20 protein-coding genes are annotated in these 20,659 nt (G+C 59.7%); 9 read left to right on the top strand and 11 right to left on the bottom strand.

Going from position 1 to position 20,659, the window contains the following annotated elements:
* The gene (locus KP701_RS09940; RefSeq protein ID WP_215747064.1) at positions 1-1,404 is read right to left on the bottom strand and encodes a superinfection immunity protein; all 1,404 of its coding nucleotides are present in this window, start codon (positions 1,402-1,404) and stop codon (positions 1-3) included.
* Between the two features lie 193 nt (positions 1,405-1,597).
* Between KP701_RS09940 and KP701_RS09935 the strand changes: the two genes are divergently transcribed.
* Together KP701_RS09935 and KP701_RS09930 are read left to right on the top strand one after the other, a co-directional pair.
* Positions 1,598-2,464 carry a DNA/RNA non-specific endonuclease gene (locus KP701_RS09935; protein WP_215747063.1) on the top strand — a complete coding sequence of 289 codons (867 nt, stop codon included), beginning with the start codon at positions 1,598-1,600 and terminating at the stop codon, positions 2,462-2,464.
* A gap of 156 nt (positions 2,465-2,620) precedes the next feature.
* Positions 2,621-3,973 carry an inorganic phosphate transporter gene (locus tag KP701_RS09930; protein ID WP_215747062.1) on the top strand — a complete coding sequence of 451 codons (1,353 nt, stop codon included), beginning with the start codon at positions 2,621-2,623 and terminating at the stop codon, positions 3,971-3,973.
* Between the two features lie 85 nt (positions 3,974-4,058).
* On the opposite strand, the gene KP701_RS09925 is transcribed toward KP701_RS09930, so the two are convergent.
* The 3 genes from KP701_RS09925 to KP701_RS09915 all read right to left on the bottom strand — a co-directional run bounded on the left by KP701_RS09925 (position 4,059) and on the right by KP701_RS09915 (position 5,942).
* Positions 4,059-5,069 carry an MYG1 family protein gene (locus KP701_RS09925; protein WP_215747061.1) on the bottom strand — a complete coding sequence of 337 codons (1,011 nt, stop codon included), beginning with the start codon at positions 5,067-5,069 and terminating at the stop codon, positions 4,059-4,061.
* 106 nt (positions 5,070-5,175) lie between these two features.
* Positions 5,176-5,556, bottom strand: coding sequence for a VOC family protein (locus KP701_RS09920; protein WP_215747060.1), 381 nt, complete (start codon positions 5,554-5,556; stop codon positions 5,176-5,178).
* Between the two features lie 53 nt (positions 5,557-5,609).
* Positions 5,610-5,942 carry a hypothetical protein gene (locus KP701_RS09915; RefSeq protein ID WP_215747059.1) on the bottom strand — a complete coding sequence of 111 codons (333 nt, stop codon included), beginning with the start codon at positions 5,940-5,942 and terminating at the stop codon, positions 5,610-5,612.
* A 173-nt stretch (positions 5,943-6,115) separates the two neighbouring features.
* On the opposite strand from KP701_RS09915, the gene hpxZ reads away from it, so the two are divergent.
* Positions 6,116-6,517 carry an oxalurate catabolism protein HpxZ gene (gene hpxZ, locus KP701_RS09910; RefSeq protein WP_215747058.1) on the top strand — a complete coding sequence of 134 codons (402 nt, stop codon included), beginning with the start codon at positions 6,116-6,118 and terminating at the stop codon, positions 6,515-6,517.
* Positions 6,518-6,527: 10 nt separating this feature from the next.
* On the opposite strand, the gene KP701_RS09905 is transcribed toward hpxZ, so the two are convergent.
* The 4 genes from KP701_RS09905 to KP701_RS09890 all read right to left on the bottom strand — a co-directional run bounded on the left by KP701_RS09905 (position 6,528) and on the right by KP701_RS09890 (position 9,690).
* The gene (locus KP701_RS09905) at positions 6,528-7,352 is read right to left on the bottom strand and encodes an ABC transporter permease (protein ID WP_215747057.1); all 825 of its coding nucleotides are present in this window, start codon (positions 7,350-7,352) and stop codon (positions 6,528-6,530) included.
* Between the two features lies 1 nt (position 7,353).
* Positions 7,354-8,178 (bottom strand): ABC-2 family transporter protein, encoded by an 825-nt coding sequence (locus tag KP701_RS09900; protein ID WP_215747056.1) that lies wholly within the window; start codon positions 8,176-8,178, stop codon positions 7,354-7,356.
* The gene (locus tag KP701_RS09895; protein ID WP_215747055.1) at positions 8,175-9,155 is read right to left on the bottom strand and encodes an ATP-binding cassette domain-containing protein; all 981 of its coding nucleotides are present in this window, start codon (positions 9,153-9,155) and stop codon (positions 8,175-8,177) included. Before KP701_RS09895 ends, KP701_RS09900 begins: the two co-directional genes overlap by 4 nt.
* A gap of 106 nt (positions 9,156-9,261) precedes the next feature.
* Positions 9,262-9,690 carry an Lrp/AsnC family transcriptional regulator gene (locus KP701_RS09890; protein ID WP_215747054.1) on the bottom strand — a complete coding sequence of 143 codons (429 nt, stop codon included), beginning with the start codon at positions 9,688-9,690 and terminating at the stop codon, positions 9,262-9,264.
* A gap of 121 nt (positions 9,691-9,811) precedes the next feature.
* Between KP701_RS09890 and KP701_RS09885 the strand changes: the two genes are divergently transcribed.
* Complete coding sequence (locus KP701_RS09885; RefSeq protein WP_215747053.1) at positions 9,812-10,888, top strand: saccharopine dehydrogenase C-terminal domain-containing protein; 1,077 nt, start codon at positions 9,812-9,814, stop codon at positions 10,886-10,888.
* A 6-nt stretch (positions 10,889-10,894) separates the two neighbouring features.
* Here KP701_RS09885 and KP701_RS09880 read toward each other — a convergent pair whose 3' ends face one another.
* Complete coding sequence (locus KP701_RS09880) at positions 10,895-11,947, bottom strand: YeiH family protein (protein ID WP_371818946.1); 1,053 nt, start codon at positions 11,945-11,947, stop codon at positions 10,895-10,897.
* A 111-nt stretch (positions 11,948-12,058) separates the two neighbouring features.
* Between KP701_RS09880 and KP701_RS09875 the strand changes: the two genes are divergently transcribed.
* On the top strand, positions 12,059-12,973 hold the full coding sequence (locus KP701_RS09875) for a LysR family transcriptional regulator (protein ID WP_215747051.1): 915 nt from the start codon (positions 12,059-12,061) through the stop codon (positions 12,971-12,973).
* A gap of 54 nt (positions 12,974-13,027) precedes the next feature.
* On the opposite strand, the gene KP701_RS09870 is transcribed toward KP701_RS09875, so the two are convergent.
* Complete coding sequence (locus KP701_RS09870) at positions 13,028-13,234, bottom strand: cold-shock protein (protein WP_024717199.1); 207 nt, start codon at positions 13,232-13,234, stop codon at positions 13,028-13,030.
* Positions 13,235-13,506: 272 nt separating this feature from the next.
* The gene (locus KP701_RS09865; protein WP_215747050.1) at positions 13,507-14,166 is read right to left on the bottom strand and encodes a TetR/AcrR family transcriptional regulator; all 660 of its coding nucleotides are present in this window, start codon (positions 14,164-14,166) and stop codon (positions 13,507-13,509) included.
* Positions 14,167-14,505: 339 nt separating this feature from the next.
* Between KP701_RS09865 and KP701_RS09860 the strand changes: the two genes are divergently transcribed.
* The 4 genes from KP701_RS09860 to KP701_RS09845 all read left to right on the top strand — a co-directional run bounded on the left by KP701_RS09860 (position 14,506) and on the right by KP701_RS09845 (position 20,589).
* The gene (locus tag KP701_RS09860) at positions 14,506-16,002 is read left to right on the top strand and encodes an aldehyde dehydrogenase family protein (protein WP_215747049.1); all 1,497 of its coding nucleotides are present in this window, start codon (positions 14,506-14,508) and stop codon (positions 16,000-16,002) included.
* A complete protein-coding gene (locus KP701_RS09855) occupies positions 16,002-17,597 on the top strand; it encodes a GMC family oxidoreductase (protein WP_215747048.1) in 1,596 nt (531 codons plus the stop codon). Before KP701_RS09860 ends, KP701_RS09855 begins: the two co-directional genes overlap by 1 nt.
* 117 nt (positions 17,598-17,714) lie before the next feature.
* On the top strand, positions 17,715-19,286 hold the full coding sequence (locus tag KP701_RS09850) for an acyl CoA:acetate/3-ketoacid CoA transferase (protein ID WP_215747047.1): 1,572 nt from the start codon (positions 17,715-17,717) through the stop codon (positions 19,284-19,286).
* Positions 19,287-19,326: 40 nt separating this feature from the next.
* Complete coding sequence (locus KP701_RS09845) at positions 19,327-20,589, top strand: glycerate kinase (protein WP_215747046.1); 1,263 nt, start codon at positions 19,327-19,329, stop codon at positions 20,587-20,589.
* Positions 20,590-20,659 lie beyond the last annotated feature (70 nt).

Here is a 20,659-nt window from a genome sequence, read left to right as displayed (position 1 = left end):
TTACCGTGTCCGGGTGGGTTCGTTGAGCGCCATGACCAGCGCCGCAACCCACCCGATGATGGTCCAACCCAGAAGCACGGTTATCATCGCGATCCGGTGCTGACGGATCGTATTGCGGCGGTAGGCGATCAGGACCGGAACAAGATAGAGCGCCAGTCCGAGGGCGCCGAAAACCGCGAACAGGCCTCTGGATTTCGCGGGAGCAGCCGAAGCGGAGAGGGCCTGGTCCCTTTCGGGTGGCTGGGCTGCGGCGGATGAGGGCGGGTTCGGGGTCTCGTGCGGCGTGGCCGCGGGTGGAACGGACGGGGCCACCGAAGCAGACTCATGATTGTCCGTTACGGATGCCACCTGTTCTGGCGTGATGTATCCCGCGCGGACGAGGAAAAGGGACAGAGCCTGCGGGAAGGGGAGCAGTTCTTTTTCTTTGGCGGAACAGGCATGGCCGTTCTGCTTGTCAGCGGGCGGTTTGAGATCGCATGCCGAGAGACCGAAACCAGATTCTTTCGTGGACTGTGCATGAGCCAGCATGTCACGCCAGCCCTCCTCGAGCCGGCCCATATTGGCCATGGTCGCGACTTCGTAGGCCAGGAAGCCATTGGGCTCGAAACGTCCGGACTTGATCCAGTTGCGCCGTCTGTCCGCCAGATCCTTCGCAAGATAGTCTCGGTAGGCCGGATCGCGCGTGACGTTTTCAAGGACGCCATCGTGGTAGCGGGCGATGACGACAGGGGCTTCGGATCCGGCATGGGATGCGAAGGCATAAAGGAACGACTGATCGGATGTCAGGATTTCCTGTTGCCCGTTTCCGGCGATATCCACGACGTCCGGTTCTCCGTCGCCATCCATCGCTCCGAGTTCGAGATGCTGCCAGCTTCCGCCGGAGCTTCCATCAGGGCGCAGATCGAATATGGATGTGAGCGAGCAGCAATGGGCACCGCCGGTATAGGCAGAGACCATGACCTGCGGGAAAGGCGATGATGCGTCCAGATGTCGCAATGACATTTTCAGCTGCGCCATGCCGTCATCCTCGGTGCCGTAAGGCGTCAGAGGGAATGAGGCAGGGCGGGAGTGGGTGTTCCCGGGCTGGCTTAGTGTCAGGAAGGCCATGCTGCACGGAGATGCCGGGCTGGTATCGGCGTCGGCCCAGACGACGGGCACGTTGCAGCGTGTGGTCCGACGGACGTCCAGGGTGGCAACAATACCCCGTGCGGACAGGGCGGCATGGGTGCTGGTTCCCATCTCCGCCCGGGCGATCGGTGCGAGCGGATGGAGGGTGGCAGACAGGGCCGGAACGCCTGTGGCAAGGAGTGCCGGAAGCATGACACCGATCAGGGTTTTCATCTTGATGATGGTCTGTCTCCGCTTTCCTGTCATGCGGGCTCCGTGCTCCGCAGAATCAGGCATATCCCGACTTTCCCATGTAACGCCAATGGATGATGCGGAGTTTTCATTTTCTGCAAGGAACAGCGTGCCGAAGCCGGTGATGCCTTCTGACGGAAAGAAATTGGAAAATCAGTTGGTTGTGCGGGGTTCCCTGATCCACTAACACCGGGGCAGTCCCGGATGGATACTGCCGAACCGGGTATGTGAGGTGTTATTGAATTTCCTGTCGTATCTTCCGATCTGTGCTCTTCTTGTCGTGCTGCCGGCGCAGGCTGCGTCCTGCCCGGACATGTTTGCTGAGGGCGTCGCACCCCAGGTGCTGAATGAAACGCTGCGGATCGGGACGGTTCAGCTGTGTAATGCGGATTATGCGGTGCTTGCGTCGGAAAGCACGAAGGGGCCGCTGTGGTCGGCCGAGGATCTGACGGAAGAAAATCTGGAAATCGCGGACCGCACGCGCCGGCAGGGAAGTTTTTATCCTGATGAGCGCCTTCCTGTGAGGATGCGGGCGGCGCTCGAGGATTACAGGGCCTCGGGTTACGACCGGGGACACATGACACCCAGCGGGGATGAGCCCGGTATGCAGGCCCAGCAGCAGTCCTTCCTGCTGTCGAACATCGTCCCACAGACTGCGGAGCTGAACCGGGGGCCATGGGAAGGGGTCGAGAGCGCTGTCCGTGGATGGGCCCGGCAGGAAGGAGAAATCTTTGTCGTGACCGGACCGGGTTACGATCCGGCTCAGACCCGGACGATCGGGGCGGGGCGTATTCCGGTGCCTGCCGTGACCTGGAAAGCGATCTATGATCCGGCGGCTAACGGGATGGGGGCGTATGTGTGTCTGAACACGCGCCGTCCGACCTGCCGGATTACGAGTGTCGCGCTTCTGACGGAGCTTGTGGGGATTGATCCGTTTCCCGCACTTCCGGCCTCCCTGAAGGACCACGTCAGTGCCATGCCGCCGATCAGGGAAACGCCGGAAGCCCTTTCGAGACAGCCCCGCTCGCGGGGACTGCTTCAGGAATGGGGATCGAAAGCGGCCCAGAAGGCTCTCAAGGCACTTTTGAAAGCACTCGTGCAGTAGGCGCTGTGTGTGGGAATGCAGACAGGGCGCTGCATGTTCGTATATTTTTATTTCTCAAGTCATGAGTATGAATATTTTATGAAAACCAAAAACGTCATAATTAAAAATTCCTGAAATGGACTAAGGCAGGGTTCTAAATAACGGAATCCGGACTTCATGCTTCATTTTGACCCATCCTCGGCGACATCGCTTGTCGCGCTGTGCCTCTGCTTTGTTCTGGTCTGCGTCTTTGAATTTGCCAATGGCTTTCATGATACGGCCAATGCTGTCGCAACTGTCATCTATACCAATTCGCTCAAGCCGACCGTTGCTGTCGTCTGGTCGGGACTGATGAACCTTCTGGGCGTGATTCTGGGCGGCATTTCCGTCGCCTACGCGCTCGTGGAACTTCTGCCGCCGGACGTTCTCTCGCCGCCAAGTGGAAATCCGGCCGTTCCTATGCTGGTCGCGCTGTTCGGAACCGCCCTGGCCTGGAACCTGATGACCTGGTGGTTCGGAATTCCGAACTCGTCCTCGCACTGTGTCATCGGATCGCTGGTCGGCATTGCGATCGGTGACTCCTTTGTCCATGCTTGCGAACTCGGCCACAGTGTAGACTGGAGCCAGATCTGGAAGGTGCTGCGTGCGCTTGCCGTCTCCCCGCTGCTGGGCTTTGTTGGCGCACTTTTGCTGTATTTCCTCATCAAATCCCTCGTGAAGATGCCGGAAATGTACAGGGCGCCCACGCCGGAACAGAAGCCGAACCCGATCGTGCGGGCGGTGCTGGTTTTGACCTGCACGCTGGTCAGCTTCTCGCATGGCAGCAATGACGGTCAGAAGAGCATTGGTCTGATCATGCTGACGATCATCGGCATCATGCCTGCTGCTTTCGCACTCAACCCGGCTTCTCCGGTCAGCATCGAGCAGATCCGCCAGGACGCGCAGCAGGCCCTGCCGCTGGTCACGCAGTATGACCGTTATTCCTTCAAGGGGGATGCCGTCGCTTCGATCAGCCGTCTTTCGCAGACGGAAGGTCCTGCCGAGGCCCCGTCCGAACTGCGGGGTGATGTCTATCAGGTTCTGTCCGGTCTGCGGTCGGTTGCGGCCAACCCGGCAGCCTCGGACGCGGACAGGAAGCTGGCATCCCATCTCGCATCCGAACTGCGTCCGACGGTGGAATATGCGCCGGGCTGGGTGCGTCTGCTGAGCGCGCTGTGCCTCGGGATCGGGACCATGGTGGGCTATAAGCGGATTGTCCGGACGCTGGGCGAAGGTATCGGCACGACCCATCTGACGCCAGCGCAGGGTGCTGCCTCCGAGGTTGTCGGTGCGGGTCTGATCATGACGGCGGGCTATACCGGCCTGCCGGTCTCCACGACGCATATCATCACGTCTGGCGTGGCCGGGACGATGGTGGCTGCCGGGTCCGGCATCAACAAAAAGATGCTGACGAAGATCGTGATGGCGTGGCTTCTGACGCTGCCAGTGACAGTCTGTGTCGCAGCGACAGTATTCTACGCTCTCGCCTGAGGGGCGGAACTCTTTGACTGGAGCATGACTGCTCCGGTCCTGATCGGGAAAGGGACGCGATATTGTATCGCATCCCTTTTTTATTTCAGACCCCGGCGATTTCCAGTGCCAGTTGTGCCATGCGGATGGCGCCGTCGCGGCTGCCTGCACCGCAGATGAAGCGGGCCGGATGGGCAAACACTGCATCAGACACGCCGGAGACAGCAGCCAGCTTTTCCCGCTCCAGCCCACCCCAGGCTTCGGGAAGGGAGACGCGCTGCCCGAAATCCCCGCGGACGGGCGGGACGGCCTTGACGTTCCACTGCTCCGGGCCAGCGGGAGAGACCACGTACACGACGGGCAGGTCATGCTCGAAAATGACCTTTTCGGTCGGCATGCCGGTGCCCATGACGAGGATACGCTTGTCTTCGGCATTTTCATAAGCTGCCAGAACGCGGTCCGTCGCCTTGAGGCTGGCGCGAACACGGTCCACGACATTCGTCAGGTGTGATGCGACGGAGGTGGCAGCATTGGCGAAACCGAGGGATTCCCGGGCGCGGGCTTCCTGTCGTCCGTAGAGTTCGGCCGTGTCCCAGGGCGGGCTGCAGGCGGAGACGATATCCGCCAGAGAAAGCTTGCCCATCTTGACCACGCCATTGTCATCCTGATCGATCGGCAGGATCAGGGACTTGTCGAGGCTCTGCCAGATCAGGTCCACCGTGGCGTTATCGACCGGCGTCTTGAGGATGTTGCGGATGGCGGCGTGACCGTAATCCTTCCACAGCAAACCGGCTGCGCTGTATGGCGTGCCGTCTTCGCGAAGAGGCTTGTCCTTCATGTGGTGGTCGTAACGGCCATGCGGAGGGTCATAGAGGCCGCCGACGTCGAAGACGATATCGGCCGATTTGATGACATCCGGATTGCGGGTACGGATGAAGGTCAGGCGGTCGGCGGATTTTTCTTCGAGAACGCGTGCGCGCAGATCACCCTGCGGGGCGAGCGCGTAGTGCAGAATGACATAGCCCATGGTCTCGTCGACGTGAAAATTGCCCGAATGGGTCAGCGCTGTGACGGGCGCTGCGCCATTTTCGAGACCAATGGGAGTATGTTCGGACATCTTGAGAACCTGCGGCAGGGAGAAGGGGATGAAGTGGCCCCTTCATGCCGCAGGGTCGCCCGGCAGACAACCTTGTCGCCGGGGTTAGTTGGTCAGAGGCCCTGTTTCAGGAAGCTTTGTACAGGGCGCAGAGCTTGTTGCCGTCCGGATCGCGCAGATAGGCAAGATAAAGGTCGCCCATCGGCGAGTGCCGGATGCCAGGCGGGTTTTCGATCGCCTTTCCGCCGTTCTCCACGCCCGCCTTGTGCCAGGCATCGACCTGCTCGGGGCTGCTCATGGCAAAACCGATCGTCCCGCCATTGGCAGGAGTTGCGGGCTCGCCGTTCAGGGGCTTCGTGATGACCAGACGGCCGCCGGAATGGGCATAAGCCAGGCGGCCCTTGGCGTTGGGTTCGGCAGGCTCGCAGCCGATGACGCCCATTGTCGCATCATAGAATGTCTTGGAACGGGCAATGTCGTTGCTGCCGAGCATGATATGGCTGAACATGAAACTCATTCCTCTATAATACAGGGGAAGGACGGGCGTGCCGTCCTGAAAATTCAGTCGATATTGATATTGCGGATACCACCCGGAATGCGGGTCTTTGAATCGCGCGCGACGAAGGGCTGCCGGTTGGTATTGTAATCCGGATTTTCCGCCATCGCCTGAAGGGTCGTGTCATCGCGTACATCCAGCGGTCGGTCATGACCGCCATTGTCCTTGCGCGCCGTGGCGGCACAGGTGCCGGCAGCCGTGGCGAAGGCGTGCGGATTGCCGCCAGCGCCGCTCAGCATCTGCTCGCGAATACATTTGCTGTCGGTGTGACCGGTAACCCAGGGCGCTGCGGAGCATGAGGCAAGCAGAAGCAGGCTGGGGAGAAGGACGAAACGCATGACAGAAACCTACTCGTGACGGAGAATGGAGTAAAGCGCGGGATCAGGTTGATCCTGACAGTCTATTGGATCGCGACTTCGCGAAAGGTCAATGTCTTTGATGGATCTTCAGGGGCACGGCTTTTGGCAGCGATCTGGTATCCTTCGCTTCATTTGAATGATGGAGAGCAGCCATGACGTCATCCGGGTATCCGCTTCTGAACGATCCTGACATCCTTCGGGACATTACGGCCCTGTCCGACCGTTACGAACGGGCCCTGGGCGAGAATGAACTGCAGGAACTGGACAGGCTGTTTTATGACGGGCCGGAGACGGTGCGTTACGGCGTGGGGGAAAATCTCTACGGCTTTGACGAGATCAAGGCATTCCGCCGCAACAGGACGGGTGGTTCGCCACCGCGGGAAGTCCTGCGCCGCGTCATTACCGTCATTGGGAGGGATGTGGCGACGGTGGACCTGGAGTTCCGGCGGATCGGAGCGGAGCGTATCGGGCGTCAGAGCCAGACATGGTTCCGGACGCCCGAAGGATGGAAGATCATCGCAGCCCATGTCTCGCTGATGGGCACGGGCTCCTGAATACCAGGCCTCAGCTGCCGCTGGAGACATATCCCGCTACCGCCCGGTTCCAGGCGAGGATCATGACGCCAAGAAAGGCGAACCCCGCCACGGGCGAAAGCGCGCCGATCCATGTCGGCATGCCAAGCGGGTCCGGGTGGGCGAGGCTGAACAGCGTTGGGTAATAGCAGACGGCCGCGAGCGGCAGGACAAAGGTGATGAAGCGCCGGAGCCAGCGTCCGAACATGGTCAGTGGGTACTGTCCGGCCTCCACGCCGCCATAGGTCAGGACGTTTACGACCTCCAGTCCTTCAACGGTGATGAAGCACAGGGCAGCCTGTCCGATCAGGACACCGAGGAACATGGCCGCACCGCCCGCGATGGCCCAGGGCAGGACCAGAACGGCGCTCCACTGCACATGTGGGGCGAGCCACAGACCCGCCGCGAGCACGAACAGCCCCTGAAGGAAACGTCCGATCGGGCGCAGGCGCAGTTCGTGCCCCAGAAGCAGCAGCAGCGTCGAACGCGGGCGCAGAAGGAGGCGGTCGAAGCTTCCGGTCCGGACATATTCGCCACCAAAGACCTCGAAGCCGCGCCCCAGAGTTTCGGCGACGGCAAAAGCCACGTTCACAAGGCCGTACAGGACGGCGACGGTTCCGATATCCCATCCCGCGATGCTGCCGAAGCGATGGAACAGGCTCCAGATGCCGAAGAAGCTGAGGAGTGTTGTGACGAAATTGCCGATGGCCTGAATGACAAAGGTGCCGGGATAGCGGAGTTGCGCCAAGATCGAAGCCCCGGCCATGCGGCGATACAGGCCCGGACCGCTGAGCGTGCGGGACGGAGATTGCGTCATGTCAGGCACCCTGCACCTCCAGTCGGTTCACGGTCTGGCGCATCCACAGACGCCCGAGAAGTGTCAGGGCCGCCAGCCAGAAGACCTGAAGACCCAGACCCGTTGCAACACCGCCGGGGATGGGCGTTCCGAGATAGATGCGGATGGGGATGTCCGTAATGCCGGCGAAAGGCTGTGCGAGCAGGAAAGGCCGGATCCAGTCGGGGTAGAGCGGCAGAGGTAGCAGCATTCCCGACAGCAGGACGGCGAGTGGGGTTCCAACGGCATAGCTCCCCAGAGGCGAAAGGGTACGGGCCGTGAGGATATTCCACCACATGACGATGGTCGCGGAGAGCAGGGCGCCGAGTGCGATGGAGACAAGGGCCAGAGTTGCGGAGATAAGGCTGGCGGGTCCGGCAAGGCTCCAGGCGCCGAGCCCGACAAGCATCGCGAGAGGACCGGCCACGCAGGCCAGCAGGACAGCGCGGGGGACGGCATTGCCCAGCAGTCGCGCCAGGCTGGCGGAGAGCCACCAGTTCCACATATCGACCGGACGCAGGAGATCATAGACGATGGCGCCTGTGCGGGCGGCGTCTCCGATGGCGGGCAGGCATCCGAGCGGCAGCAGCGTGAAGAGCGACTGCTGGATCCAGGTGTAGGTCATGGCCTGCCGCAGTGAGAGCGGAGCCTGCACATCCGGCGCGGCGTGGTACACCGAGGCGTAGGCCATCAGCGTCACGGCGCCGAACCACATCTGCGCCACCAGTCCGGCGACGACAGCGATGCGATATCGCAGCCCGATCTTCCATTGCAGACCGAAGGCCGTGAGATAGGGGCGCAGGCTCATGCGGCGTGATCCGCGTAGAAACGCGTGATGATCTCGTCAATCGAGGGGCGGCTGATCCGCAGATCATCGAGACCGGGCAAATGGCCGACATGCGCGACGAGGGCCGGGGCCGGGATCTGGCGCGGGTCGAAAGTGATCGTGAGGCTGCGGGGCTCTCGCGCGGTTTCGCTGGCGCCAGCGGGAAGAGTCAGTTCGGGAGGCGTGTCATGGAAATCAAGTTCGAGAATGCGCTCTGACAGCGTCGTGGTGCGAAGATCCTCGAACGGGCTGTCCGCAAGAATACGACCATGACCGATGACGATCACACGTTCTGCGAGCGCTTCGATATCGTGCATGTCATGGGTTGTCAGCAGGACGGTCGTCCCCCGGTCCCGGCAGAGTTCATGCACGAAGGCCCGGACGGCGAGCTTGGATGGCGCATCCAGGCCGATCGTGGGTTCATCCAGAATGAGGATGTCCGGATCATGGATGAGAGACGCCGCAATTTCGGCGCGCATTCTCTGCCCGAGCGAAAGCTGGCGGACGGACTGGTCCATGATTCCGCCCAGATCCAGCGCATCGGCCAGACGGGCGCGGTTGCGGGCAAAACGCTCCGGTTCCACGCCGTAGATGTCGCGCAGCAAGGCAAGGCCTTCCGCGACCGAAAGATCCCACCAGAGCTGGGTCCGCTGCCCGAACACGACGCCGATCCGTGCCACATGGGCGATGCGGTTCGTCCAAGGCACCAGACCATTGACCTGCACCTCTCCCGACGTGGGACGCAGGATGCCGGAGAGAATTTTGATCGCCGTCGATTTTCCTGCGCCGTTCGGACCGATGAAGCCTGCGATCTGGCCTTTCGGGACTGAAAAGGAAATCCCGTCCAGCGCGACGATATCACGGGTTTTCCCCCGCCAGCTGCCTCCTTCGCGGATCCGGTAGGTTTTGCGAAGGTTGCTGACCGTAATGGCGTCGGGAGGGGAAGGGGGCGTCTGCATCAGGGCTCCGTCATGAGCGGTAAACATCTGTTTTGTGAAGAGTGGACAGCGGTCAATATTGAAAGCAAGACGTTTCTGAAGAAGGACGATGGGCTGGTCGGCTGGTTCAATACCCTTTTCGAAAGCGCGTCGAGAGGATGATGGCGGAGACGGTCCGCTCCACGCCTTCCATCTGCCCGATATCGTCGATGGCGCGATTGATGCTTTCGGTCGTCGTGGCTCCCAGCAGCGCAATCAGGTCCGAGGCGCCGCTGACCGCATGCAGTTCCCGCAGTTCGGGCAGTGTTTTCAGATCCCGCTCCACTTTCTGCCGGTGGCGCGGTGTGAGCACGATCGAGACATGGGCGCGCACCAGATCCTCGTCCGGATTTTCGAGAAGCGTATAGCCCCGGATCCGTCCCTGCCGCTCCAGACGTTCCATGCGCCCCTGCAGAGTCGTACGGGAGATCCCCAGCCTGCGGGCCAGCGCGGCTGTGGGGGTTCGCGCATTGCGGCGCAGGATATCAAGAAGAGCCTGATCGATCGGATCCGTCATTCTGACTGTTATAGACAGCAATCTGCCGTTGGAAATGGCTTTTTGCCGTCACGCTGCCGCTTGTGATCCGTCGGCGCAGCCCCCGATCCTGTCCGTAACACTTCCGGAACAGGATATGATCATGAAGCAGGTTACGGTTGCAGGTGCGGGCAAGATTGGTTCAGCCATTGCGGAGCTTCTTCATCACGGCGGCTATGGTGTGACGCTGCTTGACTGTCACGCGGAGTATCTCAACAGCCTCAAACTGCCCGAAGGGATTGCCCGCAAAACAGCCGATATCGCGCAGGGGCTTGATCCGGATCTGCTCAAAGGGCAGTTCGCAGTCCTCTCCGCGCTTCCTTTTCATCTGACGCGGACTGTCGCGCGGGCCGCCGCCGCCGCAGGGGTGCATTATCTGGATCTCACCGAGGATGTGGCGTCCACCCGTGCTGTGAAGGCGCTGGCCGAGGGCGCGTCGCATGCGTTCATTCCGCAATGTGGTCTGGCGCCGGGCTTTGTTTCGATTGCCGCGCATGATCTGGCAGGACATTTCGATGAGATTGATACGATCCGGCTGCGTGTCGGGGCGCTGCCGCGTTTTCCGTCTAATGCGCTGGGATATAACCTGACCTGGAGTACGGAAGGCCTCATCAACGAATATATCGAACCCTGTGAGGCGATCGTGGATGGGAAGCGTATCCTCGTTCCTGCTCTTGAGGGTATGGAGAGCCTGGGCGTCGATGGCGTTCTTTATGAGGCTTTCAACACGTCCGGCGGTCTTGGCTCGTTGTGTGAAACCTATGACGGCCGGGTCCGGGAGCTCAATTATCGCACCATGCGATATCCGGGCCATCGCGATATCATGAAGGTTCTTCTGTCCGATTTGCGTCTGTCGGAACGGCGACATATCCTTCAGGATATCCTGACCCATGCCATTCCCGGCACGGCTCAGGATCTGGTGGTGCTGTCGGTTATCGTGACGGGACTACAGAATGGCCGGCAGCAGCAGGAAACGCTGGCCCGGACCATTCACGCGCAGGAGTTCATGGGCGGATACCGCACTGCAATTCAGCTTACGACGGCAGGGTCCATCTGCGCGGTTCTGGACCTGCTGGCGGAAGGCAGGATTCCGTCGGCAGGCTTTGTCCGTCAGGAAGATATTCCGCTGTCCGCCTATCTGTCTAACCGCTACGGGCGGGTCTACCAGCCGCAGGACTGAACTGCTTCATGCGCAGTCCAGGAGCCGGACCAGCAGGATGCTGGCACCCAGAAGACCGGTCAGGGACATCACGACTGTCAGGACCAGTGGTCGTCCCGCCCGGAAGACGGAGCGGATATCGATCCCCAGACCCAGTGCGGCCATGGCCAGAATGGTCAGGAATGTGGCGGTCTGGCTGAGGGGAGGGATGCAGGTTTCGGGAATGACGCCCAGGGACCGGACGATGATCATCGCCATGAAGCCTGCGATATACCACGGGACGAGGCGAAACAGCCTTGGCGTTTTGCCTGTTTCGGATGGTTTCAGCGGCTGAGTCCGGGCGTGTTTGCGACGAATCTTCAGTGACAGAACGGCGCAGACCGGGCCCAGCATGAGAACGCGCATCAGCTTGACGAGCGTTCCGACATGCAGGGCGGCGGGGCCGAACGGAGCGGCCGCGGCCATGACCTGTGGAACTGCATAGACCGTCAGCCCGGCGACGGCACCATTGGCGATCCCGGACATATTCAGCAAGGGAAGGAGGACAGGCAGCCCCAGAACGACCGCCAGACCACCTGCTGCGGTGAAGGCGATTGTCGCGCCGACGTCCTCCTCTGATGCCTGAATGGCGGGGGCGGCAGCCATGATTGCGGAGTTGCCGCAGATGGAATCGCCACACGCCACGAGCAGGGTCTGATTCCGCGACAGACCATTCATCCGTCCGGCCCAGCAGGTGAAGATCATGCTGAAAATCACCATCCCCAGAACGGCGAGCAGGATTTCAGGTCCGGCAGACCAGACGGCCTGAAGGCTGAAAGTCGTGCCCAGAAGGACGATCGCAATGTTGAGGAGTGTTTTTGAGCAGAACCTGATTCCGCAATTGAAGGCGCCTGCGGGTTTGCGGACAGACCGCAGGATGACGCCCAGAATGAGCGCGATATTCAGGGTCTCCAGAAAGGCTTTTCCGGCCAGGATCCGTTCCACGTCCTCAAGACCGTAAGCCGCAAGCGCAATACCGATGCACAGAGCCGTTCCCGGAAAGCGGGACACGAGGCCTCCCGCAGGCGATATAATCTTCACGATATGCTCTCCTTGATCGTGAAGATTTAGGGAAAGAACAATCAATCAATCCAACGCATAAATTTCATGATTCCGATCAGAAAAATCGATTGATTGTGCTATCCATCGCGCATGACCCTTGATCAGCTCCGTCTTTTCATCGCCGTTGCCGAACGCGAACACGTCACTGCTGCAAGCAGGGCAATGAACGTCACCCAGTCCGCGGTCTCGGCGGCTATTGCCGCTCTGGAAGAGCGTTACGGCGTCAGGCTTTTTGATCGGGTGGGACGGGGCATCCGGCTGAGTGAGGCGGGATGTCTGTTTTTGCCGGAGGCCCGTGCTGTCGTCGCGCAGGCGGCTGCGGCTGAAAACGTTCTGGATGAGATCAGCGGGCTGAAGCGCGGAACGCTCCGCGCGGTGGCGAGCCAGACCATCGCTGCGTACTGGATTCCGTCCATTCTGGTGGCTTTCCGCAGAAAATATCCGCAGATCACGGTCGAACTGGCCGTCAGCAATACCGAAGAGGCCGCGAAGAAGGTCCGGGAAGGGGAGGCTGAACTGGGGATCGTGGAAGCAATTGTCGATGATCCAGCGCTCGCGCAGTGGCCGCTGGGAAAAGACCATCTGACCATTGTGCAGGCGGACGCCGGGATTCCTGAGCATGCTGACAGGGAATGGCTGCGCAAACAGGTCTGGGTAATGCGGGAGCCGGGATCGGGGACGCGGGCCACGCTGGAACACTACCTCCGGCGTCTGGGGATCGCGCCAGACGAGCTGAATGTCAGTCTGGTCCTGCCATCGAACGAGAGTGTGCGAACTGCCGTGGAGGCAGGGGCGGGGATTGCTGCGCTGTCATCGCTGGTGGTTGCCCCGGCGCTGCGGGCGGGGACGCTTCATGCGGCGTCAGAGGTGCCGGAAAGCCGCTTTTTCTATGGGCTGAGGCATAAAGAGCGTTACAGAAGCCCCGCTGCCGATGCATTTGTGGAGATGATCGATCTTGCAAACAGGGGGCATGGGTCGCAGCCGGAAAGTGGACGCCAGACATGAAAAAAGCCGCCCTTGCGGGCGGCTTCCTGCACATCGAAATGTACATCAGGGCAATCAGATTGCCTTGATGCTCACTGCCGACGTTTTGCCGTTGCGGCCAGACTCGAGCTCGTAAGAGACATGCTGACCTTCGTTGAGGGTGTGCATTCCGGCGCGCTCGAGTTCAGAGATGTGAACGAACGCATCCTGGCCACCGTTGTCAGGCTGGATGAAACCAAAGCCCTTGGTGGAGTTAAACCATTTTACGGTGCCTGTTGCCATAACGAGGCTCCTTTTTAACAATAGCAGTCGTGCACAAGATACGCACGAAATCATAACTCTTAAGGGGAACGAATGACGCAACATGCGTCGAAAACCCACTTAGGAGCACCTGCCGACATCAGATAGACGTTAACTCGACCGCGGATGCAAGAGAAAAATCTCAGGCAGAGCATTATAATTGTAACCGGAATTCAATATTTTCCTTACGCGGACCATAAATTGTCCCTGAATTCAGGGGTATGAGACTGTTTGTTTGTAAGAAAAACCGTACCTTAATTCTTGCAGACCAGACGGCATATCGTTTCGATATTAAAGGAAATTCTTTCTTCAAGCGCTTCGGGAGCTGTAAAATTCCGCTCGAAGATTACCGATCCTGTGAAGCGGTTCGTGAAATAATAATAATTGATCGAGGCGATCGTAATGTTCAACTGGGTTGCGTCGATGCCATCGCGGAAGACGTTTTCCCGAACCCCCCGATCCAGAAGGGACTGGATGCGGCGGACGAATTTCTGACTGATCGTCTTCAGTGTGGGCGAGTTCCGGATATGGGCGGCCTGACAGAGGTTCTCGCTGTTCACGAGGGTGATGAACTCGGGATTGGCGATATAGTATTCCCATGTGAAACGGACGAGCGTTTCGAGGGCTGTCCTGGGGGGCAGGTTCTCCAGATCCAGTCTGGTCTCTTCCTCCCGGATGTTGAGATATTCCCGCTCCAGGACGGTGCGGAAGAGGCCATCCTTACTTTTGAAATAGTGGTAGAGCATCCTCTTGTTGGCCTTGGCATCGAGGGCGATCGTATCGACCCGCGCGCCTTCAAGCCCGTTTCGGGCAAACTCCTTCTTGGCCGCTTCGAGAATGCGTAATTTTGTGGCCTCAGCGTCCCTGACACGCTTTTTCGTAGAGGAGGACGCTCTGCTTTTTTCAAGGGGCATCAGGGGCTTGTTCCGCTCTCAGTAGGGGCGCTCTTTCTGGGGGAAACCGCCCCAAAAGAAAAGTGGATCATAAAATCACACTTAAAGTACGAAAAAATATCAACGTAACGTGATTTCATGCTGGCGTACCCCTGCGATATGTGTAAGTAACTATACGGTGCGTTACGCGTTAGGAAGTTGGAACCCGAGCGTCTGTGGTCAAATGCAGGTGAGGGTCGTCCGTGATTAAGAATTGCATGTTGTAATATCTCTCGGGGTTTCGAGTTCATAAGAGTAAAACCGGGCTGTTCATCGAAAAAAAAAGGGATGGCAGTGCCATAGTCAGCAGGAATAATTCTCATGAATGTTGTCTCAAAGACAGTATCTTTACCGTTAAAGCCGCGTGAGTTCCGATTCTTTATTGATGGAGAATGGCGCGCAGGTAAGGATTTTTTTGATCGTTCCTCGCCGGCTCATGATGTTCCCGTCACCCGTATTCCACGCTGCACCCGTGAGGACCTTGATGAGGCAGTCACTGCTGCACGTCGTGCTTTCGAGAACGGAAGCTGGTCGGGCCTGGCGGCCGCGGATCGTGCGGCAGTTCTTTTGAAAGCAGCGGGCCTTCTGCGAGAGCGCCGCGATGATATCGCTTACTGGGAAGTTCTGGAAAACGGGAAGCCCATCAGCCAGGCGAAAGGCGAGATCGATCACTGTATCGCCTGTTTCGAGATGGCGGCCGGCGCTGCACGGATGCTGCATGGTGATACGTTCAACAATCTGGGCGAGGGGCTGTTCGGCATGGTCCTGCGTGAGCCCATCGGTGTGGTCGGCCTGATTACGCCGTGGAACTTTCCGTTCATGATCCTGTGTGAGCGCGCTCCGTTCATTCTCGCATCCGGCTGCACGCTGGTCGTCAAGCCTGCCGAAGTCACGAGCGCCACAACTCTTCTTCTGGCGGAGGTTCTTGCCGATGCCGGGCTGCCGAAAGGTGTCTTCAATGTTGTGACAGGCACGGGGCGCACGGTTGGTCAGGCCATGACCGAGCACCAGGATATCGACATGCTGTCCTTTACGGGGTCGACGGGCGTCGGCAAGTCCTGCATTCACGCGGCGGCTGACAGCAACCTGAAGAAGCTGGGCCTTGAGCTTGGCGGCAAGAACCCGATCGTCGTATTTGCTGACAGCAACCTCGAGGATGCGGCCGATGCCGTCGCCTTCGGGATCAGCTTCAACACCGGGCAGTGCTGTGTGTCGTCGAGCCGTCTGATCGTTGAGCGGTCCGTGGCCGAGAAGTTCGAGCGTCTTGTCGTGGCGAAAATGGAGAAGATCCGCGTTGGCGATCCGTTTGATCCCGAAACGCAGATCGGCGCCATCACGACGGAAGCGCAGAACAAGACCATTCTGGACTATATTGCCAAGGGCAAGGCGGAAGGCGCGAAGGTGCTTTGCGGCGGCGGCGCCGTCGATTTCGGCAAGGGGCAGTATATCCAGCCCACGCTTTTCACGGATGTGAAGCCTTCGATGGGCATCGCACGTGACGAGATTTTCGGACCGGTTCTGGCGTCCTTCCATTTCGATACCGTCGATGAAGCGATCGCGATTGCCAATGATACGGTTTACGGTCTGGCCGCATCGGTCTGGAGCAAGGATATCGACAAGGCGCTTGCCGTGACCCGTCGTGTTCGCGCCGGCCGCTTTTGGGTGAACACCATCATGAGCGGTGGCCCCGAGACGCCGCTGGGTGGCTTCAAACAGTCGGGCTGGGGCCGCGAGGCCGGTCTGTACGGCGTCGAGGAATATACGCAGATCAAATCTGTCCATATCGAAACTGGCAAACGTTCGCACTGGATTTCGTAATGACGAGCGGTTTTGATTACATTGTTGTCGGTGGCGGTTCGGCTGGCTGTGTTCTCGCAGCCCGCCTTTCCGAAAATCCTTCCGTCCGTGTCTGTCTTATCGAGGCAGGCCGGCGGGATACGCATCCTCTGATCCACATGCCGGTCGGTTTCGCGAAGATGACCACGGGGCCGCATACCTGGGATCTTCTGACGGAGCCGCAGAAACATGCGAACAACCGCCAGATTCCCTATGTGCAGGGCCGGATTCTGGGCGGCGGATCGTCCATCAACGCGGAAGTCTTTACGCGGGGACATCCTTCCGATTTCGACCGCTGGGCGGCGGAAGGTGCGGATGGCTGGAGCTTCCGGGACATCCAGAAGTACTTCATCCGGTCGGAGGGTAATACAATTTTGGCAGGAGACTGGCATGGTACGAACGGACCGCTCGGTGTGTCCAACCTTGCAGAGCCGAACCCGACCAGCCGTGCCTTCGTGCAGAGCTGTCAGGAAATGGGGCTGCCCTATAACCCTGACTTCAATGGTGCAACGCAGGAAGGTGCAGGCATCTATCAGATGACCATTCGGAACAACCGGCGCTGCTCGACGGCTGTGGGGTATCTGCGTCCGGCTCTGGGGCGGAAGAATCTGACGGTTGTGACGCGGGCGCTGGTGCTGAAGATCGTCTTCAACGGGACGCGGGCGACGGGTGTACAGTATATCGCCAACGGAACCCTGAATACCGCCGAAGCGAGCCAGGAAATCGTTGTGACGGCCGGAGCGATCGGAACGCCAAAGCTGATGATGCTGTCAGGCGTCGGGCCTGCCGCGCATCTTCGCGAAAATGGCATCTCCGTCGTGCAGGATCTGCCGGGCGTAGGCGAGAATCTTCAAGATCATTTCGGTGTGGATATCGTAGCGGAGCTCAAGACGGATGAAAGCTTTGATAAGTACCGGAAACTGCACTGGATGCTGTGGGCAGGTCTTGAATACACCATGTTCAGATCCGGTCCCGTCGCGTCCAACGTGGTTGAGGGGGGCGCGTTCTGGTACTCGGACCCGTCATCGGGTGTTCCTGACCTCCAGTTCCATTTCTTGGCGGGGGCAGGCGCTGAGGCTGGAGTGACGTCCGTTCCCAAGGGAGCGTCCGGGATTACGCTGAACAGCTATGTGCTGCGTCCGAAGTCACGCGGAACCGTCCGGCTGCGTTCGGCAGATCCGAGGGTCAATCCGATGGTCGATCCCAACTTTCTTGGCGACCCGGCCGACCTTGAAACCTCTGCGGAAGGTGTGCGTCTGAGCTACGAGATGTTCTCCCAGCCGTCCTTGCAGAAGCACATCCGGAAAACCTGCTTCTTTAGCGGTAAACAACCGACAATGCAGATGTATCGCGACTATGCCCGAGAGCATGGCCGGACGTCCTATCATCCGACATGCACCTGTAAGATGGGGCGGGATGACATGTCCGTCGTCGATCCGCGTCTGAAGGTTCATGGTCTTGAAGGCATCCGGATCTGTGATAGCTCGGTCATGCCGTCGCTGCTCGGTTCCAACACCAATGCCGCGACGATCATGATCAGTGAGCGGGCAGCGGATTTCATTCAGGGGAACGCCTGATCCGGGATATCCCCGTATCACCTGAAAACACGGAATAGCGGAAAAGTCTTGCTGCCCTGCTGGACTTTTTCATTCGAAATTATAGTAACTAACCAGTTAGATACAAGGCATTGCAAGATGACGAAAGTCAGGACAGCGACCGAGGCTGTGAGCCTCATCAGGGACGGAGCCATGGTTGCCGTCAATTCGTCCTCGGGGCTTCTGTGTCCCGACGCGGTTCTCGAGGCACTGGGACAGCGTTTCGAGGCCACGAAATCTCCTTCGAAACTGACGACCATCCATCCGATTGCTGCAGGTGACATGTTCGGGACCAAGGGCGTGGACCATCTCGCCCGTCCTGGCATGATCACGAAGATCATCGGCGGGTCCTATCCGTCCGGCCCGAGCAATGCCGAGCCGCCGCTGATCTGGCAGCGGATCCAGGCAGAAGATCTGGCCGCCTATAATGTCCCGTCCGGCGTGATTTTCGACATGCTGCGGGAAGGGGCGGCAAAACGTCCTGGCGTCCTGACCAAGGTTGGGCTGGATACCTTCGTAGACCCGCAGCGTGACGGCTGCGCGATGAATGAGACAGCACGGCTGAACCCGCTCGTCCGTCACATGGATTTCGAGGGTGAGGACTGGCTGTATTTTCCGGCGCTGCGTCCGGATGTCGCGATCATTCGCGGTTCCACCGCCGATGAGAACGGCAACCTGACCTTCGAGCAGGAAGGTGCGACGCTCGGTGCCATGGAAATGGCTCTGGCGGCCCATAACAATGGCGGTCTGGTGATTGCGCAGGTCCGTCGTGTGGCAGCGCAGGGCACGCTCAAACCGCATGACGTCAAGGTTCCGGGTATTCTGGTGGACGTGATCGTCGAGGCCCCGGAGCAGCTCCAGACCACCGCAACGGCCTACGATCCCGCCATTTCCGGCGAGATTTTCCGCCCGCTTTCCACATTCGATATTCCGGACTTTGGTCCGTCCAAAGTCATGGCCCGTCGCGTAGCGCAGGAGCTGAGACAGGGCTGGGCGGTGAATATCGGCTTTGGTATTTCCGCAAATGTCCCGCGTATCCTGCTGGAGGAAGGACGTCACGGCGCTGTAACCTGGGTGATCGAACAGGGTGCCGTGGGTGGTATCCCGCTGCTCGACTTCAAGTTCGGCTGCGCCAGTAACGCTGAGGCTTTCGTGGCCTCGCCCCATCAGTTTTCCTATTTCCAGGCAGGTGGTTTCGACTGCTCCCTGCTGTCCTTCCTTGAGATTGGACAGAACGGTTCGGTGAATGTCAGCCGTCTGGCCGCCACACCGCATCGCACGGCGGGAGCCGGGGGGTTCGTTGATATTACGGCGCGGGCCAGGCGCATCATTTTCTCGGGCAATTTCAATGCCGGGGCGAAGATGCATATCGAGGGCGGCCGTCTGGTGATCGATAGGGAAGGCAAGATCGCGAAGATTGTGCCCGAAGTGTCGCAGGTCAGTTTTTCTGGCGGACGTGCCACCGAAACCGGCCAGGAGATCACGTATGTGACGGAGCGTTGCGTTCTGAGGTTGCTGGATGGCAAGCTGACGGTCACTGAAATCGCGCCGGGGATCGACTTGCAGCGTGACATTCTGGATCAGGCGACCGCTCATCTCGAGGTGTCGCCCGACCTGAAGGAAATGGACGCGGCCCTGTTCCGTGATGAGCCCATGGGACTGACCCTGTGACCTTTACCCCCAGCGCCAGACGGACAGACAGGAACTGACCATGATGCTTGAGGACCGCATGTTTCTGACAGGACTCTTCGACGCCGCCGTTGGCGCGGCCGAGCCGGAGCAGATCCTGGAGGCACATCTGCCCGAGCCCCCGAAGGGCCGGACGGTTGTGGTTGGTGCCGGTAAAGGGGTGGCTCAGCTGGCGGCGGCTTTCGAGCGGGTCTGGAGAGGGCCGCTCAGCGGCGTGGTGGTCACACGTTACGGGAATGTCTGCCCGACGCAGTTTATCCGTGTGATGGAGGCTTCGCATCCGGTGCCGGATGAGGCGGGTCTGAAAGCTACGGACGCGCTTTTCGAGACGGTCAAGGGGCTGGGACCGGACGATCTTGTTGTGGCGCTCATCTGTGGGGGCGGGTCGGCTCTGCTGCCATCTCCGCCGCCGGGCATGACGCTTGAGGATGAGGCCGAACTGAACCGTGTCCTGCTGGCGTCCGGCGCACCGATTTCCGTTATGAATAGCATCCGCAAGCAGGTGTCGGGCATCAAGGGCGGCCGTCTTGCGGCCGCAGCCGCTCCGGCAAAAGTCGTCTCGCTGGTAGTCTCGGATGTTCCGTTTGACGATCCTGCACAGGTGGCTTCCGGACCTACCGTGCCAGATCTGGGAACGCGGGAAGATGCCCGTCGTCTGGCAAAGACATGGAAACTGCGTCTGCCCGAAAAAATCCAGTCCTGGCTTGAGGGCGAAGAAGGCCGCGCACCACTGGCAACCGATCCGGTGTTCAGCAGGAATGAAGTGCGTGTGATTGCCTCGGCACATCTGTCGCTTGAAGCAGCGGCGGAGAAGGTACGACAGGCCGGGATCTATCCCGTGATCCTGTCGGATGCGATCGAAGGCGAGTCCCGGGACGTCGCCAAGGTTCATGCCGCGCTGGTGCGGGAAGTCATCCTGAGGGGACGCCCTTTCCGGCGGCCGGTCGTCATTCTGTCAGGCGGTGAGACTACCGTAACCATACGCGGGCAGGGAGGCCGGGGGGGGCGCAATACCGAGTTCCTTCTGGCTTTTGCGCTGGCGGCGGAAGGCCTGCCGTTTTCGGCTCTGGCGGCGGATACCGATGGCATTGACGGTTCGGAAGACAATGCCGGTGCGTTTGCCGATGGCGTCAGTATGGAGCGCCTGAGGGAAAAGGGGTTCAACCCGACCGATCTTCTGATGGAGAACGACGCCTATACCGCGTTCGAGGCGCTGGGAGACCTGTTTGTTCCGGGGCCAACCGGGACAAATGTCAATGATTTCAGAGCCGTGCTGGTTCGTTAGGAGCGGCTCGGAAAGCTTCAATAATGATTGATCGGTGAGTGTGGCGAAAGCCGTAGTTTTTAACAGATTT

Origin of the sequence: Gluconobacter sp. P1C6_b, from assembly GCF_018811945.1 — a bacterium.
Classification (GTDB): domain Bacteria; phylum Pseudomonadota; class Alphaproteobacteria; order Acetobacterales; family Acetobacteraceae; genus Gluconobacter.
The sequence above is the reverse complement of the archived record's forward strand: the minus strand, read 5'-3'. Positions and strand labels throughout refer to the sequence as shown.

Excerpts from the sequence above, each read along its gene's own strand:
- KP701_RS09870 (WP_024717199.1), bottom strand. The coding sequence starts at position 13,234 with ATGGCAACAGGCACCGTAAAATGGTTTAACTCCACCAAGGGCTTTGGT.
- KP701_RS09885 (WP_215747053.1), top strand. The coding sequence starts at position 9,812 with ATGAAGCAGGTTACGGTTGCAGGTGCGGGCAAGATTGGTTCAGCCATT.
- KP701_RS09875 (WP_215747051.1), top strand. The coding sequence starts at position 12,059 with ATGACCCTTGATCAGCTCCGTCTTTTCATCGCCGTTGCCGAACGCGAA.
- KP701_RS09860 (WP_215747049.1), top strand. The coding sequence starts at position 14,506 with ATGAATGTTGTCTCAAAGACAGTATCTTTACCGTTAAAGCCGCGTGAG.
- KP701_RS09855 (WP_215747048.1), top strand. The coding sequence starts at position 16,002 with ATGACGAGCGGTTTTGATTACATTGTTGTCGGTGGCGGTTCGGCTGGC.
- KP701_RS09905 (WP_215747057.1), bottom strand. The coding sequence starts at position 7,352 with ATGACGCAATCTCCGTCCCGCACGCTCAGCGGTCCGGGCCTGTATCGC.
- KP701_RS09900 (WP_215747056.1), bottom strand. The coding sequence starts at position 8,178 with ATGAGCCTGCGCCCCTATCTCACGGCCTTCGGTCTGCAATGGAAGATC.
- KP701_RS09865 (WP_215747050.1), bottom strand. The coding sequence starts at position 14,166 with ATGCCCCTTGAAAAAAGCAGAGCGTCCTCCTCTACGAAAAAGCGTGTC.
- KP701_RS09890 (WP_215747054.1), bottom strand. The coding sequence starts at position 9,690 with ATGACGGATCCGATCGATCAGGCTCTTCTTGATATCCTGCGCCGCAAT.
- KP701_RS09845 (WP_215747046.1), top strand. The coding sequence starts at position 19,327 with ATGATGCTTGAGGACCGCATGTTTCTGACAGGACTCTTCGACGCCGCC.
- KP701_RS09930 (WP_215747062.1), top strand. The coding sequence starts at position 2,621 with ATGCTTCATTTTGACCCATCCTCGGCGACATCGCTTGTCGCGCTGTGC.
- KP701_RS09850 (WP_215747047.1), top strand. The coding sequence starts at position 17,715 with ATGACGAAAGTCAGGACAGCGACCGAGGCTGTGAGCCTCATCAGGGAC.
- KP701_RS09895 (WP_215747055.1), bottom strand. The coding sequence starts at position 9,155 with ATGCAGACGCCCCCTTCCCCTCCCGACGCCATTACGGTCAGCAACCTT.
- KP701_RS09925 (WP_215747061.1), bottom strand. The coding sequence starts at position 5,069 with ATGTCCGAACATACTCCCATTGGTCTCGAAAATGGCGCAGCGCCCGTC.
- KP701_RS09940 (WP_215747064.1), bottom strand. The coding sequence starts at position 1,404 with ATGCCTGATTCTGCGGAGCACGGAGCCCGCATGACAGGAAAGCGGAGA.
- hpxZ (WP_215747058.1), top strand. The coding sequence starts at position 6,116 with ATGACGTCATCCGGGTATCCGCTTCTGAACGATCCTGACATCCTTCGG.
- KP701_RS09915 (WP_215747059.1), bottom strand. The coding sequence starts at position 5,942 with ATGCGTTTCGTCCTTCTCCCCAGCCTGCTTCTGCTTGCCTCATGCTCC.
- KP701_RS09920 (WP_215747060.1), bottom strand. The coding sequence starts at position 5,556 with ATGTTCAGCCATATCATGCTCGGCAGCAACGACATTGCCCGTTCCAAG.